Origin of the sequence: Nonomuraea fuscirosea, from assembly GCF_035917475.1 — a bacterium.
Lineage (GTDB): Bacteria > Actinomycetota > Actinomycetes > Streptosporangiales > Streptosporangiaceae > Nonomuraea > Nonomuraea fuscirosea.
On record NZ_CP109074.1, the window covers coordinates 5,063,178 to 5,080,972 of the forward strand.

Annotated in this window: 22 protein-coding genes; 12 read left to right on the forward strand and 10 right to left on the reverse strand. The window is 72.0% G+C overall.

What is annotated here, in order from left to right; all coding sequences use genetic code 11:
• Position 1 precedes the first annotated feature (1 nt).
• The 7 genes from OIE67_RS23250 to OIE67_RS23280 are packed head-to-tail and all read left to right on the forward strand — an operon-like array spanning position 2 to position 6,345.
• Positions 2-1,003 (forward strand): AAA family ATPase, encoded by a 1,002-nt coding sequence (locus OIE67_RS23250; RefSeq protein ID WP_326643695.1) that lies wholly within the window; start codon positions 2-4, stop codon positions 1,001-1,003.
• Entirely contained in the window at positions 1,000-1,938 is a 939-nt protein-coding gene (locus OIE67_RS23255) for a DUF58 domain-containing protein (RefSeq protein ID WP_245955768.1), read from the forward strand. The genes OIE67_RS23250 and OIE67_RS23255 overlap by 4 nt, the downstream gene beginning before the upstream one ends.
• The gene (locus OIE67_RS23260) at positions 1,935-2,882 is read left to right on the forward strand and encodes a VWA domain-containing protein (RefSeq protein ID WP_106237726.1); all 948 of its coding nucleotides are present in this window, start codon (positions 1,935-1,937) and stop codon (positions 2,880-2,882) included. Before OIE67_RS23255 ends, OIE67_RS23260 begins: the two co-directional genes overlap by 4 nt.
• 11 nt (positions 2,883-2,893) lie before the next feature.
• Positions 2,894-3,484 (forward strand): class I SAM-dependent methyltransferase, encoded by a 591-nt coding sequence (locus OIE67_RS23265; protein WP_106237723.1) that lies wholly within the window; start codon positions 2,894-2,896, stop codon positions 3,482-3,484.
• A complete protein-coding gene (locus OIE67_RS23270; protein ID WP_106237720.1) occupies positions 3,481-4,020 on the forward strand; it encodes a TrmH family RNA methyltransferase in 540 nt (179 codons plus the stop codon). Before OIE67_RS23265 ends, OIE67_RS23270 begins: the two co-directional genes overlap by 4 nt.
• 39 nt (positions 4,021-4,059) lie before the next feature.
• A complete protein-coding gene (locus tag OIE67_RS23275; protein WP_326645439.1) occupies positions 4,060-4,857 on the forward strand; it encodes a glycerophosphodiester phosphodiesterase family protein in 798 nt (265 codons plus the stop codon).
• A gap of 54 nt (positions 4,858-4,911) precedes the next feature.
• On the forward strand, positions 4,912-6,345 hold the full coding sequence (locus tag OIE67_RS23280; RefSeq protein ID WP_326643704.1) for an MFS transporter: 1,434 nt from the start codon (positions 4,912-4,914) through the stop codon (positions 6,343-6,345).
• 107 nt (positions 6,346-6,452) lie between these two features.
• On the opposite strand, the gene OIE67_RS23285 is transcribed toward OIE67_RS23280, so the two are convergent.
• Positions 6,453-6,950: a winged helix-turn-helix transcriptional regulator gene (locus OIE67_RS23285; RefSeq protein WP_326643705.1), complete on the reverse strand. Its 498-nt coding sequence runs from the start codon at positions 6,948-6,950 to the stop codon at positions 6,453-6,455.
• A 33-nt stretch (positions 6,951-6,983) separates the two neighbouring features.
• Between OIE67_RS23285 and OIE67_RS23290 the strand changes: the two genes are divergently transcribed.
• Positions 6,984-7,487, forward strand: coding sequence for a nuclear transport factor 2 family protein (locus tag OIE67_RS23290; protein WP_326643707.1), 504 nt, complete (start codon positions 6,984-6,986; stop codon positions 7,485-7,487).
• A gap of 100 nt (positions 7,488-7,587) precedes the next feature.
• Entirely contained in the window at positions 7,588-8,223 is a 636-nt protein-coding gene (locus tag OIE67_RS23295; RefSeq protein ID WP_326643709.1) for a hypothetical protein, read from the forward strand.
• Here the strand turns inward: OIE67_RS23295 and OIE67_RS23300 are convergent.
• The gene (locus OIE67_RS23300; RefSeq protein WP_326643711.1) at positions 8,196-8,735 is read right to left on the reverse strand and encodes a hypothetical protein; all 540 of its coding nucleotides are present in this window, start codon (positions 8,733-8,735) and stop codon (positions 8,196-8,198) included. The two genes, OIE67_RS23295 and OIE67_RS23300, sit on opposite strands and share 28 nt — an antisense overlap.
• Before the next feature lie 380 nt (positions 8,736-9,115).
• Here OIE67_RS23300 and OIE67_RS23305 point away from each other — a divergent pair, with 380 nt between their 5' ends.
• Together OIE67_RS23305 and OIE67_RS23310 are read left to right on the forward strand one after the other, a co-directional pair.
• Positions 9,116-9,904: a SigB/SigF/SigG family RNA polymerase sigma factor gene (locus OIE67_RS23305; RefSeq protein WP_326643712.1), complete on the forward strand. Its 789-nt coding sequence runs from the start codon at positions 9,116-9,118 to the stop codon at positions 9,902-9,904.
• A 243-nt stretch (positions 9,905-10,147) separates the two neighbouring features.
• Positions 10,148-10,882, forward strand: a complete 735-nt coding sequence (locus OIE67_RS23310) for a dienelactone hydrolase family protein (protein WP_326643714.1) — start codon at positions 10,148-10,150, stop codon at positions 10,880-10,882.
• A 198-nt stretch (positions 10,883-11,080) separates the two neighbouring features.
• Here the strand turns inward: OIE67_RS23310 and OIE67_RS23315 are convergent, their stop codons facing one another.
• Positions 11,081-11,653: a hypothetical protein gene (locus OIE67_RS23315; protein ID WP_326643716.1), complete on the reverse strand. Its 573-nt coding sequence runs from the start codon at positions 11,651-11,653 to the stop codon at positions 11,081-11,083.
• A 197-nt stretch (positions 11,654-11,850) separates the two neighbouring features.
• Positions 11,851-11,997 (reverse strand): hypothetical protein, encoded by a 147-nt coding sequence (locus OIE67_RS23320; RefSeq protein ID WP_326643718.1) that lies wholly within the window; start codon positions 11,995-11,997, stop codon positions 11,851-11,853.
• 161 nt (positions 11,998-12,158) lie between these two features.
• Here OIE67_RS23320 and OIE67_RS23325 point away from each other — a divergent pair, with 161 nt between their 5' ends.
• Positions 12,159-12,788 carry a TetR/AcrR family transcriptional regulator gene (locus OIE67_RS23325; protein ID WP_326643720.1) on the forward strand — a complete coding sequence of 210 codons (630 nt, stop codon included), beginning with the start codon at positions 12,159-12,161 and terminating at the stop codon, positions 12,786-12,788.
• Positions 12,789-12,869: 81 nt separating this feature from the next.
• Here the strand turns inward: OIE67_RS23325 and OIE67_RS23330 are convergent, their stop codons facing one another.
• From OIE67_RS23330 to paaA, 6 genes are all read right to left on the reverse strand, one after another.
• Positions 12,870-13,670 (reverse strand): enoyl-CoA hydratase/isomerase family protein, encoded by an 801-nt coding sequence (locus OIE67_RS23330; protein WP_326643721.1) that lies wholly within the window; start codon positions 13,668-13,670, stop codon positions 12,870-12,872.
• 104 nt (positions 13,671-13,774) lie between these two features.
• A complete protein-coding gene (paaE, locus tag OIE67_RS23335; protein ID WP_326643723.1) occupies positions 13,775-14,866 on the reverse strand; it encodes a 1,2-phenylacetyl-CoA epoxidase subunit PaaE in 1,092 nt (363 codons plus the stop codon).
• A 2-nt stretch (positions 14,867-14,868) separates the two neighbouring features.
• On the reverse strand, positions 14,869-15,369 hold the full coding sequence (paaD, locus tag OIE67_RS23340) for a 1,2-phenylacetyl-CoA epoxidase subunit PaaD (protein ID WP_326645441.1): 501 nt from the start codon (positions 15,367-15,369) through the stop codon (positions 14,869-14,871).
• A gap of 86 nt (positions 15,370-15,455) precedes the next feature.
• Positions 15,456-16,400 (reverse strand): 1,2-phenylacetyl-CoA epoxidase subunit PaaC, encoded by a 945-nt coding sequence (paaC, locus tag OIE67_RS23345; RefSeq protein WP_407674907.1) that lies wholly within the window; start codon positions 16,398-16,400, stop codon positions 15,456-15,458.
• 119 nt (positions 16,401-16,519) lie between these two features.
• Positions 16,520-16,813, reverse strand: coding sequence for a 1,2-phenylacetyl-CoA epoxidase subunit PaaB (paaB, locus tag OIE67_RS23350; protein WP_326643727.1), 294 nt, complete (start codon positions 16,811-16,813; stop codon positions 16,520-16,522).
• Positions 16,810-17,775 carry a 1,2-phenylacetyl-CoA epoxidase subunit PaaA gene (paaA, locus tag OIE67_RS23355; protein ID WP_326643729.1) on the reverse strand — a complete coding sequence of 322 codons (966 nt, stop codon included), beginning with the start codon at positions 17,773-17,775 and terminating at the stop codon, positions 16,810-16,812. The genes paaB and paaA overlap by 4 nt, the downstream gene beginning before the upstream one ends.
• Between the last annotated feature and the right edge of the window lie 20 nt (positions 17,776-17,795).

Consider the following 17,795-nt stretch of genomic DNA (forward strand, 5'->3'; position numbering starts at 1 on the left):
CATGAGCGTCGCCGAAGAGTTGCCGGGCGGAAACGACGCGGCACTGCTGCGTCAGAGTCTCGACGAGGTCCGGCGTGTCATCGTCGGACAGGACCACATGGTCGAAAGACTGATCGTGGCCCTGCTCGCGCGCGGGCACTGCCTGCTCGAAGGTGTGCCGGGCGTCGCCAAGACGCTCGCCGCCTCCACCCTGGCCACCGTCGTGGGCGGCACGTTCGCCCGGATCCAGTTCACCCCCGACCTCGTGCCGAGCGACATCGTCGGCACCCGCGTCTTCCACCCCTCCAACGAGAAGTTCGATGTCGAGCTCGGCCCCGTGTTCGTCAACTTCCTGCTGGCCGACGAGATCAACCGCGCCCCCGCCAAGGTCCAGTCGGCGCTGCTGGAGGTGATGGCCGAGCGCCAGGTCACCCTCGCCGGCGTCACCCACCCGCTGCCGAGGCCGTTCATCGTGCTGGCCACCCAGAACCCGATCGAGTCCGAGGGCGTCTACCCCCTGCCCGAGGTGCAGCGCGACCGGTTCCTGTTCCGGGTGCGGGTGCCGCATCCCAGCGCCCACGAGGAGCTGGAGATCCTGCACCGGATGAGCGTCACCCCGCCGGTCCCCGAGCGGGTGCTCGACCCCGCCCGGCTGCTGGCGCTGCAGGACGCCGCCGAGCAGGTCTCGGTGCACCAGCTCGTCGCCGACTACGTCGTCCGGCTGGTCATGTCCACCCGGGCCCCCGCCGAGTACGGGCTGGCCGACCTCACCGAGACCATCGAGATCGGCGTCAGCCCCCGCGCCACCCTGGGCCTGGTCTCGGCCGGGCGGGCCCTGGCCCTGCTGCGCGGCCGCGACTACCTGCTGCCCGACGACGTACGCGACGTCGCCGTGGACGTCATGTCCCACCGGCTCATGCTCACCTTCGACGCCCTGGCCGACGGCGTCGACCCCGAGCAGGTCGTCAAGCAGATCCTGCACGCCGTACCCCCGCCCCTCGTCGTCTGGAACCAGAACCGTTGACCACCACCGCTGAGCAAGCCCTGCGGCGACTCGAACTGACCGTCACCCGCCGCCTCGACGGGCTGCTGCACGGCGCCCACCAGGGGCTGCTGCCCGGCACCGGCAGCGAGGCCGGCGACAGCCGCGTCTACGTGCCCGGCGAGGACGACGTGCGCCGCATGGACTGGGCGGTCACCGCCCGCACCACCATCCCCCACGTGCGCGACCTCATCGCCGACCGCGAGCTGGAGACCTGGGCGCTGGCCGACCTGTCCCCCAGCATGGACTTCGGCACCGCCGACAGCGACAAGCGCGACCTGGTCGTGGCCGCCGTCGGCGCGCTCGGGTTCCTGTCCAGCCGGATGGGCGACCGCTTCGGTGCGCTCGTCCTGCACGACGAGTACGTGCACCGCATGCCCGCCCGCACCGGCCGCCCCGCCCTCTACGGACTGCTGCACTCCCTCATGGACGCCCCCCGCGGCCGGATCGTCGACGACCCGCCCGACCTGGCCGAGGGCATCGAGGTGCTGTCGGCCACCCGCAGGCGGCGCGGCATGCGGGTGATCGTCTCCGACTTCCTCGACGCCGAGCCCGACCTCGACCCCGACGCCGAACGGCCGTGGGAGCGCCCCATCAGGCGGCTCGCCGCCCGCCACCAGGTGCTGGCCGTCGAGATCATCGACCCGCGCGAGCTGGAGCTGCCCGACGTCGGCCGGGTCGCGTTCGCCGACCCCGAGACCGGGAACGTACGCGAAGTGCACCTCACGCCTAAAATCCGGCACGCGTACGCGGAGGCGGCCGCCCTCCAGCGCGAGGGCACCCGCCTGGCCCTGCGCCGCGCCGGCATCGCCCACCTCGTCCTGCGCACCGACCGCGACTGGGTGTTCGACGTCGCGCAGTTCGTGCTGCGCCAGCGGCGCACGAGCCACCTCGCCCACCGGAGGCCCTCCGCATGACATTCCTCGCCGCGGGCTGGTTGTGGCTGTTCGTCCTGGTGCTGCTGCTGGCCGCCGGCTACGTGCTGGCGATGTTCGCCCGCCGCCGCTACACCGTGCGCTTCACCAACCTGGCCCTGCTCAACCTGGTCGCCCCCGCCGGCCCCGGCTGGCGCCGGCACGTCGCGCCCGGCCTGTTCCTGCTGATGATGTCGCTGCTCGTCGTGGGCGCCGCCAAACCCGCCGACGAGGTACGCGTCCCCCGCGACCGCGCCACCATCATGATCGCCCTCGACGTGTCCCTGTCCATGGACGCCGACGACGTCCAGCCCGACCGCATCAGCGCCGCCAAGGCCGCCGCCCAGGCGTTCGCCAAGGAGCTGCCCGACCGCTTCAACGTGGGCGTCGTCTCCTTCGCCCGCTCGGCCAACGTCGTCATCTCCCCCACCACCGACCACCAGGCCGTGGTGACCGCCATCGGCAACCTCACCACCCGTCCCGGCACGGCCATCGGCGAGGCCGTCTTCAACGCGCTCGACTCGCTGCGCTCCTTCGACCAGCAGGCCGCCACCGACCCGCCGCCGGCCGCCATCGTGCTGCTGTCCGACGGCGACAACACCTCGGGGCGGTCGGTGAACGAGGCCATCGAGGCCGCCCAGCAGGCCCGCGTGCCGGTCTCCACGATCGCGTACGGCACCCAGGAGGGCACCGTCTCCATCGACGGCCGGCCCGTGAACGTGCCGGTCAACAAGCAGACCCTGCAGTCGCTGTCCGACGGCACCACCGGCCGCGCCTACACCGCCGAGTCCGGCAGCGAGCTGCGCGAGGTCTACGAGCAGATCGGCACCTCACTCGGCTACAAGCTGGTCAACCAGGAGATCACGCAGTGGTTCATCGTGGCCGCGATCCTGGCCGGGGTGCTGGTGGCGGGCGCCGCGGTCCTGTTCGGTTCGCGGATCCCGTAACGTTTGGCGACGTGGCGCACTACTTCTCCGAGGAGCCGGGGGCGGCGAGCAGGCCGGGGTCGGTCGATCTCGTCCTGCCCGACCTGCATCTGCGGCTGGAGACCGACAGCGGCGTGTTCTCGCCGGAACGGGTCGACGTCGGCACGCGCGTGCTGCTGGAGAGCGTGCCGCCGCCGCCCCAGGAGGGCGACCTGCTCGACCTGGGCTGCGGCTACGGGCCGATCGCGCTCACCATGGCCTCCCGGGCGCCTGAGGCGAGCGTCTGGGCCGTGGACGTGAACCGGCGCAGCCTGGAGCTGACCGAGCGGAACGCCAAGGCCGCCCGCCTTTACAAAGTAAGATCCGTGCACGCCGACGAGATGCCGGACGACGTGCGGTTCCGGGCCATCTGGTCCAACCCCGCGATCCGCATCGGCAAGCCGGCCCTGCACGAGATGCTCACCAGGTGGCTCAGCCGGCTGACGCCCGACGGCGTGGCCTACCTGGTCGTCCAGAAACACCTCGGCTCCGACTCCCTGCAGCGCTGGCTCGGCGAGCAGGGGTGGCAGGCCTCACGCGAGGCCAGCCGGGCCGCCTACCGGATACTGAAGGTGACCCGTTGAGAAGGCAACTGCGCCCCACCGACGTCAAGCGGCTCAACCGCACCTGGCGCAGGAACACCGGCAACCGCCTCGGCCTCATCGTCGAGTCGGTCACCGGCCCGTTCAACATCGGCTCGATCTTCCGCAGCGCCGCCGCGTTCGGCGTGGACGAGGTCTGGCTGGCGGGCAACGCCACCCCGCCCACCAACCCCAAGGCGGGCAAGACCGCGCTCGGCACCGAGCGCCTGGTCACCTGGCACGAGGCGGTGCCGGCCACCGAGGCGGTCAAGGCCGCCAGGGAAGCGGGCTACACCGTGCTGGCCATCGAACTGACCGCGGAGGCGGTGCCGCTGCACCGGGCCGACCTCGGCCGCGACGTGTGCCTGGTGGTCGGCAGCGAGGACCACGGCTGCTCCCCCGCCCTGCTCGACGCCGTCGACGGCGCCTGTTACATCCCGCAGGTCGGGCGGGTCGGCTCGTTCAACGTGGCGGTCGCCGCGGCCATCGCGCTGGCCGAGGCGCGCCGCCAGGAATGGCAGAATCTCCCCGATTCGTAACCGCACCGTTCTTCACGGAAGGGCATACTTCCAGACGTGCTGAGCCGCCGATTCGCCTTCCTCGACCATCCAGGGCCGCTGGCCTTCGCCCACCGCGGCGGAGCGGCGGAAGGCGCGGAGAACTCCGTCGCCGCCTTCGAGCGGGCGGTCGCGCTCGGCTACGCCTATCTGGAGACCGACGCGCACGCCACCGCCGACGGCGTGCTCGTGGCCTTCCACGACCACACGCTCGACCGCGTGACCGACGGGCGCGGCCGCATCTCCGAGCTGCCCTACCAGGCGGTTAAGAGAGCCCGCATCGGCGGGGTGCACGAGATCCCGCTGCTGGAGGACCTGCTCGGCACCTGGCCGGAGATCCGCTTCAACATCGACGTCAAGGAGTCGGCCGCCATCGCCCCGCTGGCCGAGGCGATCAGGCGGACCGACGCCTACGACCGGATCTGCCTGACCTCGTTCTCCGACGAGCGCCTGGTGCTGGCCAGGGCGGCGCTCGGCCGGGAGGTGTGCTCGGCGCTCGGCCCGCGCGGTGTGGCCGCGCTGCGGGCCGCCGCGGCCACCTCCGGCTACGGCCGCCTGCTGACCCGCCTGTCGCGCGCCGGGGTGCCCTGCGCGCAGGTGCCGGTGGGCTTCCGCGGGCTGCGGGTCACCACCCGGCGCCTGATCAGCACGGCGCACGCCATCGGCATGCAGGTGCACGTGTGGACCGTCAACGACACCGCCCGCATGGAGCACCTGCTCGACCTGGGCGTGGACGGCCTCATGACCGACAACGTCACCGGCCTGCGCGGCGTGCTCGAACGGCGCGGCCAGTGGCATCCCGGCAGCATGGCCGCCTGAGAGAGTCCCCTTCCCCCCGGCCCCCGGCCGCCCGCACAGGAGTCACACGACATCATGCCCGTACCCGCACCCCCCGCGGACCTCGACGACTCCCCGGCGGCGCGCCGGCGTGAGCAGCGCGGCTGGTACCTCTACGACTGGGCCAACTCCGCCTTCTACACCACGATCATCTCGGTCTTCCTCGGCCCCTACCTGATCCCGGTCGCCAAGACCGCCGCCTGCGCCAAGGACTTCGCCGGCGTCGCCACCGCCACCTGCGTCGACACGTTCGACCGGCTGGCGGCGGACAACCCCGGGCTCGGGTACGTCGACGTGCTCGGCGCCGACATCCGCCCGGCCGCGTACTTCGGGCTGATCACCACGGTCGCGGTGTTCCTGCAGATCGTGTTCCTGCCGATCGTGGGCGCGCTGGCCGACCACACCGGACGCAAGCGGGAGTTGCTCGGCGTCTTCGCCTACCTCGGGGCGCTGGCCGCGATGTCGCTGTTCTTCGTCGAGGGCGACCGCTACCTGCTGGGCGGGGTGCTGTTCATCCTGGCCAACGTGGCCTACGGCGCCTCCGTCGTCGTCTACGACTCGTTCCTGCCGCAGATCTCCACCCCGGAGGAGCGCGACCGGGTGTCGTCGCGCGGCTGGGCGATCGGCTATCTGGGCGGCGGCCTGCTGCTGGCGCTCAACCTGGTGCTCTTCCTGCAGCACGAGAGCCTCGGCCTGACCCAGGGCATGGCGGTGCGGATCTGCATGATGTCGGCGGGCCTGTGGTGGGCCACGTTCACGATCTTCCCGCTGCTGCGGCTGCGCAACCGGCCGGTGCCCGCGCACGAGAGCACGGCGCTGCGCTCGGTCGGCGGCAGCTTCCGCCAGCTCGGCCGTACGCTGTCGGAGCTGCGCCGCTATCCGCTGACGCTGCTGTTCCTGGTCGCCTACCTGGTCTACAACGACGGCGTGCAGACGGTCATCGGCAACAGCGCCGCCTTCGCCTCCGAGGCGCTCAAGCTGGACCAGACCGTGCAGATCACGGCGATCCTCATGGTGCAGTTCGTGGCGTTCTTCGGCGCGCTGCTGCTCGGGTGGCTGGCGCGCGGCATCGGGACGAAGCGGACAGTGCTGGCCAGCCTCGTGGTGTGGACGGCGATCGTGGCGATGGCCATGTTCGTGGCCGAGGGGCAGGCGCTGCAGTTCTACCTGATGGCGTTCGCGATCGCGATCGTGCTGGGCGGCACGCAGGCACTGTCGCGCTCGCTGTTCTCACAGGTGATCCCGAAGGGGCGGGAGGCGGAGTACTTCAGCCTGCTGCAGATCAGTGACAAGGGGTCGGCGTTCATCGGGTCGCTCACGATCACGATCACGCTGCAGCTCACCAACAGTTACCGCATCGCCATCCTGTCGATGGTCGTCTTCTTCGTGCTCGGGTTCGTGCTGCTGGCCATGACGAACCTGCCCAAGGCGATCCGCGCGGCGGGCAACGAGGTGCCCGGACGGATCTGACCTGGTGTCCCGCGGGCCGGCTGAGCCGCGTCCCGGGTGCACGGCCTGCCTCAGCCGGGCGGGCACTGTCGGGCGGGCACTGTCGGGCGGGCACTGTCGGCCTGGGCTCAGTCGGCGGCTTCGGCGGCGACTCCTGCGGACAGGAGCATCGTGCCCGGCCCCTGAGCCGCACCTGGGCCGCGTACGGCCGTCACCGTGTCCGCCGTGGCCGCGCCCCCGCAGTGCGGGCACGTGACGACGGGCGTGAACTGCGCGCCGCAGTCGTGCACCAGCAGCGCGGGCGGCCCGCCGGGCGGCGTGGACCACTGATCGCCCCAGGCCATCAGCGTCAACAGCGCGGGCACCACGTCGCGGCCGGCCCGCGACAGCACGTACTCGTGGCGCGGCGGGCGCTCCTGGTAGCGCCGCTTCTCCACCACCCCCGCCGCCACCAGGTGCTCCAGGCGGCGGGTGAGCAGGTTGCGCGAGATCCCCAGGTCCTGCGCCAGGTCGTCGAACCTGCACAGGCCGAGGAACAGGTCACGCAGGATCAACGGCGTCCACGGCTCGCCGACGACGCCGACGGCCTGGGCGATGGAGCAGTGCATCTCACCGAACCTGTTCATGACCCCAGGATAGTGGGTTGATAAAGTGAACCCATGACAGTTCACATTCAGGACTCACCAGCACTGGCGTACCGGCGGGCCGGCGAGGAGCACGACCTCGACGCCCTGGCGGCCACACTCGCCGCCGACGTCGTCTTCCACTCCCCGCTCAGCGGCCGGGCCGCGTTCCAGGGCAGGGAGCAGGTGAACCAGCTGTTCGCCGTCGTCCTGGACGCCGTCTCCGACCTCCGCTACCAGAGCGACGTCGGCGACGAGCACACGCGGGCGGTGACGGCCACCGCGCGGATCGGGCGCATGGAGATGCACGAGACGGCCGTGCTGCGGTTCGGCGAGGAGGGGCTGATCGAGGAGCTCACCCTGTGGATCCGGCCACTGCCCGCGCTCACCGCGATGATGGCCGCGCTCGGCCCGGGCCTGGCCAGAGCGGCCGGCCGTCCCGGCCTGGCACTGCTGGTAGGAGCCGCGGTCAAGCCGCTGGCCGCGATCACCCGCCTCGGGGACCGGACCCTGGTCCCGCTCCTGACGCCACCGAAATAGGTACAGCTCTCCAGAACGAGAGCACCGCTCTTGACAGCGGTACTCCCTTGACGAGAGCATTGCTCTCATAACAGAGCGACGCACCTTCAAGGGAGCACCGATGACCACCCCTCGGCTGACCGCCGCCGCCTACGCCACCGGCGGACTGCTCTTCCTCCTCTATCCGGCGATCCGCCCCTCCGGCGACGACGCCGCCGCCATGGCCTCCACCGCGTGGGTGACCGGGCACGCCGCCGCGATGATCGGGTTCATCCTGCTCGGGCTGGGCGCGCTCGGGCTGCATCAGGTGCTCGGCGACCGGCTGTCGCTGCGGGCCGCGGTGGTGACGTGGATCGGGGCGGGCCTGACGCTGCCGTACTACGGGGCCGAGGACTTCGGGCTCAACGTCATCGCCCGGCGCTCCCTGCGCGACGGAGCGCCGGCGCTGATGGAACTGGCCGAGGAGTTCAGGTACGGGCCCGTCGCGGTCACGATGTTCGCCGGCGGGCTGGTGCTGCTCGGCGTCGGGACGGTCATGGCGGCGCTCGCCATCTGGCGCTCGGGCACGCTGCCGAGGTGGAGCGGCGTGCCGCTGGCGCTGGGTTTCGCTCTGTTCATCCCGCAGTTCTTCGGCCCGTACCCGCTGCGGGTCGCCCACGGGGCCCTCATTCTGGTCGGCGGGCTGTGGACGGCGGCCGTCCTGTGGCGGCCGGATTCGCCCGCGGCCCGTCAGAGCACCGGCGCCACCCGGACGTGAAGCACCCCGTCCGGCCGTACTTCGGCCGTCATGCCGGCGCGGGTGAGCGCGGTGACGTGGGCGCTCATCCGGGCCGGCATTCTTGTGTACGCGTCAGCGCAGGTGACGACATGGACGCCGTCGTCCCCGCCGGTGACGGTGACCTCGTGCCGCTCGCCCGCCGCCCCGGGGCCGTCCGCGCGGCGTAGCACGGCCCGGATGCGCTCGGCGTCCCGGTCCCGCTCTGACGTCAGAGGACGGCCGCCGGCGCCCATCCCGTACGCGGGCTCGTACCGCATCGGTGTGCCAGGATGCTGCGCCTGGACGTGCGGCGCCTCCAGACGGCCGGCCTCGTCGGCGGCATCGCCACCGGCCGCGTACGGGTCAGCCCCGTAACGGTCAGCCCCGTAACGGTCTGCCGGGTAACGGCCGGTCGTGTCGTGGGCGTCCGTGTCACGGCCGGTCGCGTGACTGGCGGCCGCACGACGATCGGCCGCCGTGCGATCGGCGCCGCCGGGCCGGGCACGGTACATCGGGTCACCTCATCTCCGTCTTCGGGCAGCCCCGCTGCCCCATCCGGTCGAGCCGAAACCTCAGCCGGGACCAGGGCGGGAAACGGTCGCCCGAACCCGGAAATCGCAACCCGGACCTGGGCCGGGAACGCCGACCCGGACCCCGGGCATGGCACCCGAAGCCGGGACGAGGACGTGGGCCCGGCGGCCGGAAATGCCCGCTCAAGCCCGAGCAGGTCCGAACTTGTCACCTTTCGGGACGCCTAGCGCGGCTCTGTCCGGTCAGCGGATGAGTGCAGAGGTCCAGCAGAGGGCTTCGTCTCGCGACACATTCGAGGCGCGCCCCCGGACGGACCTGCCGGGCCGGGCGGCCCGCCGCACAGGCAGGGACACGACACACCATGGCCGCCCAGAACCGCGCGTTCGAGCACATGACCGCAGAAGAACTCCTCGACGAGATGCACCGGCAGGACGTCGGCGCCCGGCGGCGGGCCCAGGTCCGCGAACGCCTGGTGGAGATGCACCAGTGGCTGGTCTCCGAGGTCACCCGCCGCTACTCCGACCGAGGCGAGCCGATCGACGACCTGCGCCAGGCCGCCTATCTCGGTCTGGTCAAGGCCATCAACGGCTTCGATCCCGATCTCGGCCACGAGTTCCGCGGGTATGCGGCGGTCACCGTGGCGGGCGAGGTCAAGCGGCACTTCCGGGACCGTACGTGGGCCGTCCGGGTACCGCGCCTGTTCCAGGAGCGCCGCTCCGAGCTCAAGCACGCCACCGCCGACCTGACCCAGGAGCTGGGCCGGACACCGACCGCGGCCGACCTGGCCACCAGGATGGGCCTGACGCAGGCGGAGGTGCTACGCAGCATGGACGCCTCGGCCGCGTACAGCACCCTGTCCCTGGACGCCCCGACCGGCGACGACTCCGGCGGCGGACGGGCCTGCCTGGGCGACCTCATCCCCGACCGCGACACCACGCTGGACACCATGATCGACGCACAGTCCGTCCGGCCCCTCGTCGCGGCCCTGCCGGCCCGCGAAAGGCACATCCTGCTGCTGCGCTTCTACGGCAACCTGACCCAGGCCGAGATCGCCGAGGAGTTCGGCATCTCCCAGATGCACGTCTCCCGGATCCTGCGCGCCGTCCTGACCCGGCTGCGCGAATCCCTCAACACCCGCACCGCCGCCTGACCGCACCCCCCATCCCGCACCGCCGCCCGACCACACCCCCGCCTCCCGCAGCGCCACCTCACCCGCCTTACCTCATCGCCCGCCGGGCGGGCCGCCGATCGCCCTCTTGTGATAACTTGTCCAGCGCCGTGAGCCAGTGCGAACCGAGGAGGTGAGTCCCATCAACGCTGTGACATGCCGGGCCTCCCTCTCTCCCACGGCCTAGGGAGAGCCCGCGGGCATCCCGAAAGGCCTTCCACGTTCATGCGCATCATCTCCGAGACGTCGTCCGACGGCGTCCGCGAACAGCTCTTCACCCTCGGCGACATCCCCGGCGTGCTCTGGACGCCCAGCGGCGCCACCGGCACCCGCCCGCTCATCGTCATGGGACACGGCGGCGGCCAGCACAAGAAGGCCCCCGGCATCCTGACCCGAGCGCACCGCTTCGTCCGCGAGTGCGGCTTCGCGGTGGTCGCGGCCGACGTCCCCGGCCACGGCGACCGGCCGGTGGACCCGGAATACGACCGCATCAACACCGAGAACCAGGCACGGGTGGCGGCCGGCGAGGACCTGGCCGCGCTGATCGCCGAGTTCCAGGCACTCGTGGCCCGTCGGACCGTACCGGAGTGGCAGGCGATACTGGACGCGGTCCAGCGCCTGGACCACGTCGGCACCGGCCCGGCCGGCTACTGGGGCGTGTCACTCGGCTGCGGCCTCGGCGCACCGTTCGTGGCCGCCGAACCCCGGATCCGCGCAGCCGTCCTGGGCCTCGGCGGAGCCGCCGCCTCCGCCGAACCCGCCGCGCGGATCACCGTCCCCGTGGAGTTCCTGATGCAATGGGACGACGAACGGGTGCCACGGACCCAGGGCCTGGCCCTGTTCGACGCCCTCGGCTCAGCCGAGAAGACCCTGCACGCCAACCCGGGCAAACACGCGGACATCCTGCCCGCGTACGAACTGGACAGCACGGTGCGCTTCTTCACCCGGCACCTGACCTAACCCCCGGCCCGGGTTACCGGCAGGCGTTCTGGCGTTTCCTGAGCACCTGCCGGGCCCGCCCAAAAGGCGAGATCCACGGACCGAACCCCAGGCCAAGTGCGCAGGCTTCAACCCATCGAAGCGGCTTCAACCGGGGCCCGGTTCGTGTAGTGACTGCTGTGATGGCGGCCGACGCCACCCCTACGCCCTATGAATGCCTCAAGCCGAGGACCCGGGGTCGGATCCAGCCGAGTTGTTCCGGCAGCAGGGGCAGTCGCTCGGGCATCCGCAGGCCGTCTCGCCCGGCTTTGCGACCGGGACGACGAGCATGGGCTCAGCTCCTGGAACCGGTCGCACATAAGGCTGTCCCGAGGACGGGTCGTGTCCGATCCCCTGCAAGATGTGTCCAGTGCCTCGGGGAAAGCAGAACATCTCGTGGGGTCCGGCGCGATACCAGTCCTTGCCCGCCGGGGGCTGTGTGGCGAAGACATCATCGAAGTCCGCACCGGTCTCTCCCATCAGCATGTAGGAGATCCCGATACGGTCGATCGTCGGCGTCTTGCCCTGCATGACCTCTTTGACGAACTGCATCCAGATCGGGTCGAGGCACATCGGGCCGGGAGCCGGCTGACCGGGAGGAGTCGGCATGCAGATCCAGTCGGGCGACCCTTCCCTGAGGACTGTCTTCATGTCCGAGTCCAGTACCGTCGCCGTCTCCGCGATGAAGCGCGGGGCGGCACTGAGCGCATCCCGGATCTTCTCTTCCCTCGTGGGCTCTCCGCGTTCTGACACGATCATTCTCCTCACAACGCGTATGCGGCTCGAACTCGAAGGCAAGGTGGTCAACGCTTTGGTCGACGTTTCGTGTCGGTACGCCCCGACACGGACCGTATGTTCCCCGGCACGGACGGTATATCCCACCGTGCGAAATCCGCGCATTGTGCGATGTCGCAGAAAGGGCATCGCACGCGTCTCGCCGGCTCGCGGGGCTATCGGCCTGCCCGGGAGGAGCCGGGTTGCAGGTAGACGGCGGTGCTGATGGGGACGCGTTCCCTGATGTGCTGCTCCGTCCTGCTCAGTGCCTCGGCGACCGCGTCCGCCTCCGGCCGGCCGGCCATGGTGACGCGGGCGGCCACCAGCAGGTTCTCCGGCCCGAGATGAAGCGTACGCAGCTGGGTGAAGTCGTCGATCGACGGGTCATCGCGGAGGATGTCCTCCAGCGTGCGCTGGATCTCGGGCGCCGCCGGGGCGCCGTGCGGCGGGCGGGGCGGGGCCGGACGCGTGAGATGCTGCTTTCGTGACCAGGACTGAGCCTGCCGAGCCGGCTCCGCGCCGCCGGCGGGGCCGTCCGGGCTACGACCAGCGGGCGATCCTGCGTGCCGCGGTCGAGCTGTTCAACCGCCGCGGCTACGACGCCACCAGCATGGGCGACCTGGCCAAGGAGCTGGGGCTGACCAAGGCCGCCATCTACCACCACGTCACGAGCAAGGAGCAGCTGCTCGGCCAGGCGCTGGACGACGCCCTCGACGAGCTGACCGCCGTCGTCACCGAGGCGTCACGGGAGCAGGCCGGGGTCAGCGCGTACCAGCGGCTGCGCGAGGTGCTGCGGCGCAGCGTGGAGGTGCTGGTGGCGCACCAGCCGTCCGTCACGCTGCTGCTGCGGGTGCGCGGCAACAGCGAGATCGAGCTGGCGGCTTTGGAACGGCGGCGCTGGCTGGACGACCGGCTGGCCGCGCTCGTGGCCGACGCCGTGGCGGAGGGCGCGCTGCGTGACACTGTGCCGCCGGGACTGGTGAGCCGGCTGCTGTTCGGCATGGTCAACTCGCTGGTCGAGTGGTATCGGCCGGACGGCGCGTACGACCTCGCACTGGTCGCCGACGCGATCACCGCCATCGCCTTCGACGGCCTGGCCAAACACGAGATCTGAGGCGGGTCACGGCCGGATGCCCGCCGGACTGGTCGGGGGCCTCGCCGGTACGGGTATCGAACCGGTCAGGCGTGCTCGTCGTTACGGCTCTCGCGTTGGCGGTGGTTCAGGAACTTCACGGCTTGTGCGTTCGCGGCGGTCCAGGAACGCTGTCATGCGGGCCCGCTTCTCCCCCGTCTCGAACAGTACGGCCTGCGCCACGTCGTCCACGAACGGATGCGCGTCCCTGGGCGCGTGGAAGACGGACTTCATCAGCCTGGTCGCCAGCGGCGCCTGGCCGGCGATGCGGTCGGCGAGCCGGTGACCGGCGGCGAGCAGGTCGGCGGGGTCGACGACCTCGTTGAGCAGCCGGACGGCGTGCGCCTCGGCGGCCGTCAGCACCCGGCCCGCGAGCAGGATCTCCTTGGCCAGCGGCTCCCCCACGAGCGCGGCCAGCCGCCACGCGGCCCCGGCCGCGGCGATGATGCCGAGGCCCGTCTCCGGGTTGCCGATCCGGGTGCGCGGCGTGCCGATGCGGAAGTCGCAGGCGTAGGCGAGCTCGGCGCCGCCGCCCAGGGCGTACCCGTCGAGCAGGCCGATGACCGGCATCGGCAGCCGGTGGACCCGTTCGAAGATCTTGGAGTTGATGCCGCGCAGCGCGTCGTCGCGGCCGCGTTCGCGGAGCTGGGCGATGTCCGCGCCGGCCGCGAAGGTGCCGCCCTCGCCGATGAGCAGGACGACCTTCGGATCGTCCTCGACGGCGGCGCACGCCTCGTGCAGCGCGGCGACGAGCTCGCGGTCGATGGCGTTGCGGACCTCGGGCCGGTTGAGCCGCCACACGACCCGGTCCTCACCCTCCTCGACGAGCAGGCAGGACGGCGGGACGGCGGAGTGTTCGGGCACGGGGCGGCTCCTGTGGTCGGTCGAGGCTGGTCGGTGGTCGGTGTCCGGAATGGTGGCCGGTTCCGGATCGGTACGGGGTGCGGTGCCGATGAGGGGTGCGGGGCTCAGGCGTCGTAGTCGACGGTCACGTGCTCGCCCGCCGGGTACGTCTGGCAGGTCAGCACGAACCCGGCGGCCACCTCGGCCGGTTCGAGCGCGTAGTTGCGGCGCATGTCCACCTCGCCGGACCGCACCACCGCGCGGCACGTCCCGCAGACGCCGCCCTTGCAGGCGAACGGCAGGTCGGCGCGGGTGGCCTGGGCGGCGTCGAGGATCGGCGTCTCGCGGGAGACGGTCGAGGTGGTCCGCAGCCCGTCGAGTACGGTCGTCAGCTCCGTGGTGGCCCCGGCCGGGATCCCGCCTCCGGTGCGTCTCGGCGGGGGCGGCGGCGCGTCGGCGTAGAACAGCTCGACGTGGACGCGTTCGGCGGGCACGCCCAGCTCGGCGAGCACCGCACGGGCCTCCTCGATCATGCGCAGCGGCCCGCACAGCCAGACGTGGTCGAACACCTCGACGGGCACGAGGGTGGTGAGCAGGCGGCGCAGCCGGTCGCCGTCGAGCCGGCCGGACAGCAGCTCGACGTCGCGCGGCTCGCGCGAGAGCGTGTGCACGACCTGGAGCCGGGGCCCGTAGCGGTTCTTCAGGTCGCCGAGCTCCTCGGCGAACATGACGGTACGGCTGGTGCGGTTGCCGTACAGGAGGGAGACCTGCGCGGCGGGGTGGGTGAGCACGGTCGCGGCGACCGACAGCATGGGGGTGATGCCGGAGCCGGCGGCGACGCACAGGTGCCGCTCGCCCGTGCCGGGGTCGGCCCGCCAGGAGCCGGTGGGCGGCTGGACGTCGATCCGGGTGCCCGGCCGCACCTCGCGGACGAGCCAGGAGGAGAACAGCCCGCCGGGGATCTCGCGGATGCCGATGCGCGGCGCGGCGCCGGCGGGGGCGCAGATCGAGTAGGAGCGGCGGTGTTCCCGTCCGTCGATCACGCGGCGCAGGGTGAGGGACTGGCCGGCGCTGAAGGCGTACGCGTCGCGCAGCTCGGCGGGGACGTCGAACGTGATCGCGGCGGCGTCCTCGCACAGGCGGTCCACCGCCGACACGGCCAGCGGGTGGAAGACGGCGGCCCGGGAACGGGCCGGGCCTGGCGCGAGCGTGGTCATGCTCAGATCTCCTTGACGTGCTCGAACGGTTCGAGGCAGCCGGTGCAGCGGTAGAGGGCCTTGCAGGCGGTGGCGCCGAACTCGGAGGTGAGCCGGGTGGCCGCCGAGCCGCAGCGCGGGCAGGGCGGCGCGGTGCGCGGCGGGCCGAGGGTGAGCGGGACCGGTCCCGTGCTCCGCCTGGGGGCCGGGCCGGGCGCCGACAGGCCGGCGGCGCGCAGGGCGGCGCGGCCGCGTTCGGAGATCCAGTCGCTGGACCACGGCGGGTCGAGCACGACCCGCACCTCGACCCGGCCGAACCCGGCGTCGTTGAGGCGATGCACGAGGTCGTCGCGCATGGTCGCCATGGCGGGGCAGCCGGTGTAGGTCGGCGTGATCGAGGCCACGACGACCGCCGCGCCGTGCTCGTCCCGTACCACCTCGACGCCGCGCAGCACGCCGAGGTCGGCGAGGGTGAGCATGGGCATCTCGGGATCGCGCACCTGCCCCGCGACCTCTCCGGCGATCTGTACGGCGCTCCGGCCGGCGTCCTGATCGGCGCCCGTCCCGGCCGGCCTGGCGGGGCCGTGAGCGGCGGGGCCGTGGGGGGTGTTCACCAGCGTCCGCTCGGGTGGGCGCGGGCGACCACCTGCATCTCGGCGAGCAGCCGGCTCAGGGCCTCGGTGTGCAGGCCGTCGCGGCCCGCGCGCCCTCCGACGCCGGCCAGCGGGGCCCGTTCCGGACGGGGTACGCCGCTCGTGGCGAGTACCTGGCCGAGGACGGCGTCCACCTCGCCGGGCAGGGACGAGGTGTCGGCGGCTGCACCGGCCTGGGCCAGGGAGCGTTCGAGAGGGTGGGTGGCGGTCAGCTCGGCCAGCAGCGGCCACAGCTCGTCCAGGGCGGCCAGGAGCCTGCGGTGCGACTCCTCGGTGCCGAGGGCGAGCGTGAGGAACCAGCGCCCGGCCCAGTCGCGGTGGTAGGCGACCTCCTTGACGCCTTTCGCCGCCACGGCGGCCAGCACGTGGTCCCGGCTGGCGCGCAGCCGTTCGAGCAGGGCGAGCCGGGCCGCCGAGAAGAGCAGCAGGCGGACGACGACGTGCGCGAAGTCGCCGTTGTCCACCTCGACCAGTCGCACGTTGCGGAAGTCGCGGTCGTCGCGGAAGAAGGCCAGCGCGTCCTCCGGCGGCACCGGCGAGCCCTCGGGCAGGACGGGCACGACGCCCGGATCGGCGGCGGCCGCCCGCGCCAGCAGCAGCCGCGCCTGGCCGAGGAGGTCGAGCGCCATGTTGGCCAGCGCGATGTCCTCCTCCAGGTCGGGGGCGCGGCTGCACCACTCGGACAGGCGCTGCGACATGATCAGGGCGTCGTCGCCGAGCATGAGGCAGTACGCGGCCAGGCCTGCGGGGTCCACGCCGTCGGGTGTGGTGGTGTCGACGCCGGCCAGCGGGTCCTCGAAGTCGGTGCCGAAGGCCCACTGGGACGAGTCGCCGCCGAGCAGCCCGTCGAAGACGCTGCCGTGCTCGTCGCTCACGGGTGCACCGGTCGTAGGGCCGCTGATTGCGGAATCGCCGGTCACGGGTCCGCCGGTCGCGGGTCGGGCGCCCGCGGGTTCATCGATCACAGGCTCGTCGCTCACGGGTTGGTCGTTCATGGTGCGGTGGTCCGATCGGGTGAGGCTCACATGTGCGGGACGTCGCCGGGGATGTCGTAGAACGTCGGATGCCGGTAGACCTTGTCGCCGTTCGGCGCGAACAGCGGGTCCTTCTCGTCCGGGCTGGACGCGGCGATGGCGTCGGCCCGGACGACCCAGATGCTGACCCCCTCGTTGCGCCGGGTGTAGACGTCGCGGGCGTGCCGCAGGGCCATCACGTCGTCCGGCGCGTGCAGCGATCCCACGTGCACGTGGTTGAGGCCGCGCTTGCCCCGGACGAACACCTCGTACAGCGGCCATTCCCGCCGGTCGGCGCTCATCGAACGTCCTCCGCGACGCGCTCGGCGAACGCGGTGGCGGCCTCGCGTACCCAGGCCCCGTCCTCGTGCGCGGCCCGGCGGTGGGCCATCCGCTGCGCGTTGCACGGCCCGTCACCGCGCAGGATCGCGGCGAACTCCTCCCAGTCGGGCTCGCCGAAGTCGTAGTGGCCGCGTTCCTCGTTCCAGCGCAGGCCGGGGTCGGGCAGCGTGACGCCGAGCGCCTCGGCCTGCGGGACGGTCATGTCCACGAACTTCTGCCGCAGCTCGTCGTTGGAGTTGCGCTTGATGCCCCACGCCATCGACCGGGCGCTGTTGGGCGACTGCGCGTCCGGCGGGCCGAACATCATCAGCACCGGCCACCAGAACCGGTCGACCGACTCCTGCACCATGGCGCGCTGGGCGCCGGTGCCGCGCATCATCGTCATCAGCAGCTCGTAACCCTGCCGCTGGTGGAAGGACTCCTCCTTGCAGATGCGGATCATGGCGCGCCCGTACGGGCCGTAGGAGGTGCGGCAGAGCGGCACCTGGTTGCAGATCGCGGCCCCGTCCACCAGCCAGCCGATGGTCCCGACGTCGGCGTACGACAGCGCCGGATAGTTGAAGATCGAGGAATATTTCTGCCGGCCGGAGAGCAACATATCGGTCAGCTCGGCGCGGGACACGCCCAGAGTCTCGCACGCGGAGTACAGATAGAGCCCGTGCCCCGCCTCGTCCTGGACCTTGGCCAGCAGGATCGCCTTGCGGCGCAGGGACGGCGCGCGGCCGATCCAGTTGCCCTCGGGCTGCATGCCGATGATCTCGGAGTGGGCGTGCTGGGCGATCTGGCGGATGAGGGTCCTGCGGTAGGCGTCCGGCATCCAGTCCCGGGGCTCGATGCGGTCGTGGCGGCCGATGGTCGCGTCGAAACCGGCCTGCAGCCGGCTCTCCAGGGCCAGGGCCGGGTCCGCTGGGGTGGTCGTCATGTTTCCTCCGAGACCCTCCG

Bases quoted from the DNA above. Each gene is read 5' to 3' on its own strand.
- OIE67_RS23250 (WP_326643695.1), top strand. From the start codon at position 2: ATGAGCGTCGCCGAAGAGTTGCCGGGCGGAAACGACGCGGCACTGCTG.
- OIE67_RS23280 (WP_326643704.1), top strand. From the start codon at position 4,912: ATGCCCGTACCCGCACCCCCCGCGGACCTCGACGACTCCCCGGCGGCG.
- OIE67_RS23290 (WP_326643707.1), top strand. From the start codon at position 6,984: ATGACAGTTCACATTCAGGACTCACCAGCACTGGCGTACCGGCGGGCC.
- OIE67_RS23285 (WP_326643705.1), bottom strand. From the start codon at position 6,950: ATGAACAGGTTCGGTGAGATGCACTGCTCCATCGCCCAGGCCGTCGGC.
- OIE67_RS23310 (WP_326643714.1), top strand. From the start codon at position 10,148: ATGCGCATCATCTCCGAGACGTCGTCCGACGGCGTCCGCGAACAGCTC.
- paaE (WP_326643723.1), bottom strand. From the start codon at position 14,866: ATGACCACGCTCGCGCCAGGCCCGGCCCGTTCCCGGGCCGCCGTCTTC.
- paaA (WP_326643729.1), bottom strand. From the start codon at position 17,775: ATGACGACCACCCCAGCGGACCCGGCCCTGGCCCTGGAGAGCCGGCTG.
- OIE67_RS23295 (WP_326643709.1), top strand. From the start codon at position 7,588: ATGACCACCCCTCGGCTGACCGCCGCCGCCTACGCCACCGGCGGACTG.
- OIE67_RS23305 (WP_326643712.1), top strand. From the start codon at position 9,116: ATGGCCGCCCAGAACCGCGCGTTCGAGCACATGACCGCAGAAGAACTC.
- OIE67_RS23260 (WP_106237726.1), top strand. From the start codon at position 1,935: ATGACATTCCTCGCCGCGGGCTGGTTGTGGCTGTTCGTCCTGGTGCTG.
- paaB (WP_326643727.1), bottom strand. From the start codon at position 16,813: ATGAGCGCCGACCGGCGGGAATGGCCGCTGTACGAGGTGTTCGTCCGG.
- OIE67_RS23300 (WP_326643711.1), bottom strand. From the start codon at position 8,735: ATGTACCGTGCCCGGCCCGGCGGCGCCGATCGCACGGCGGCCGATCGT.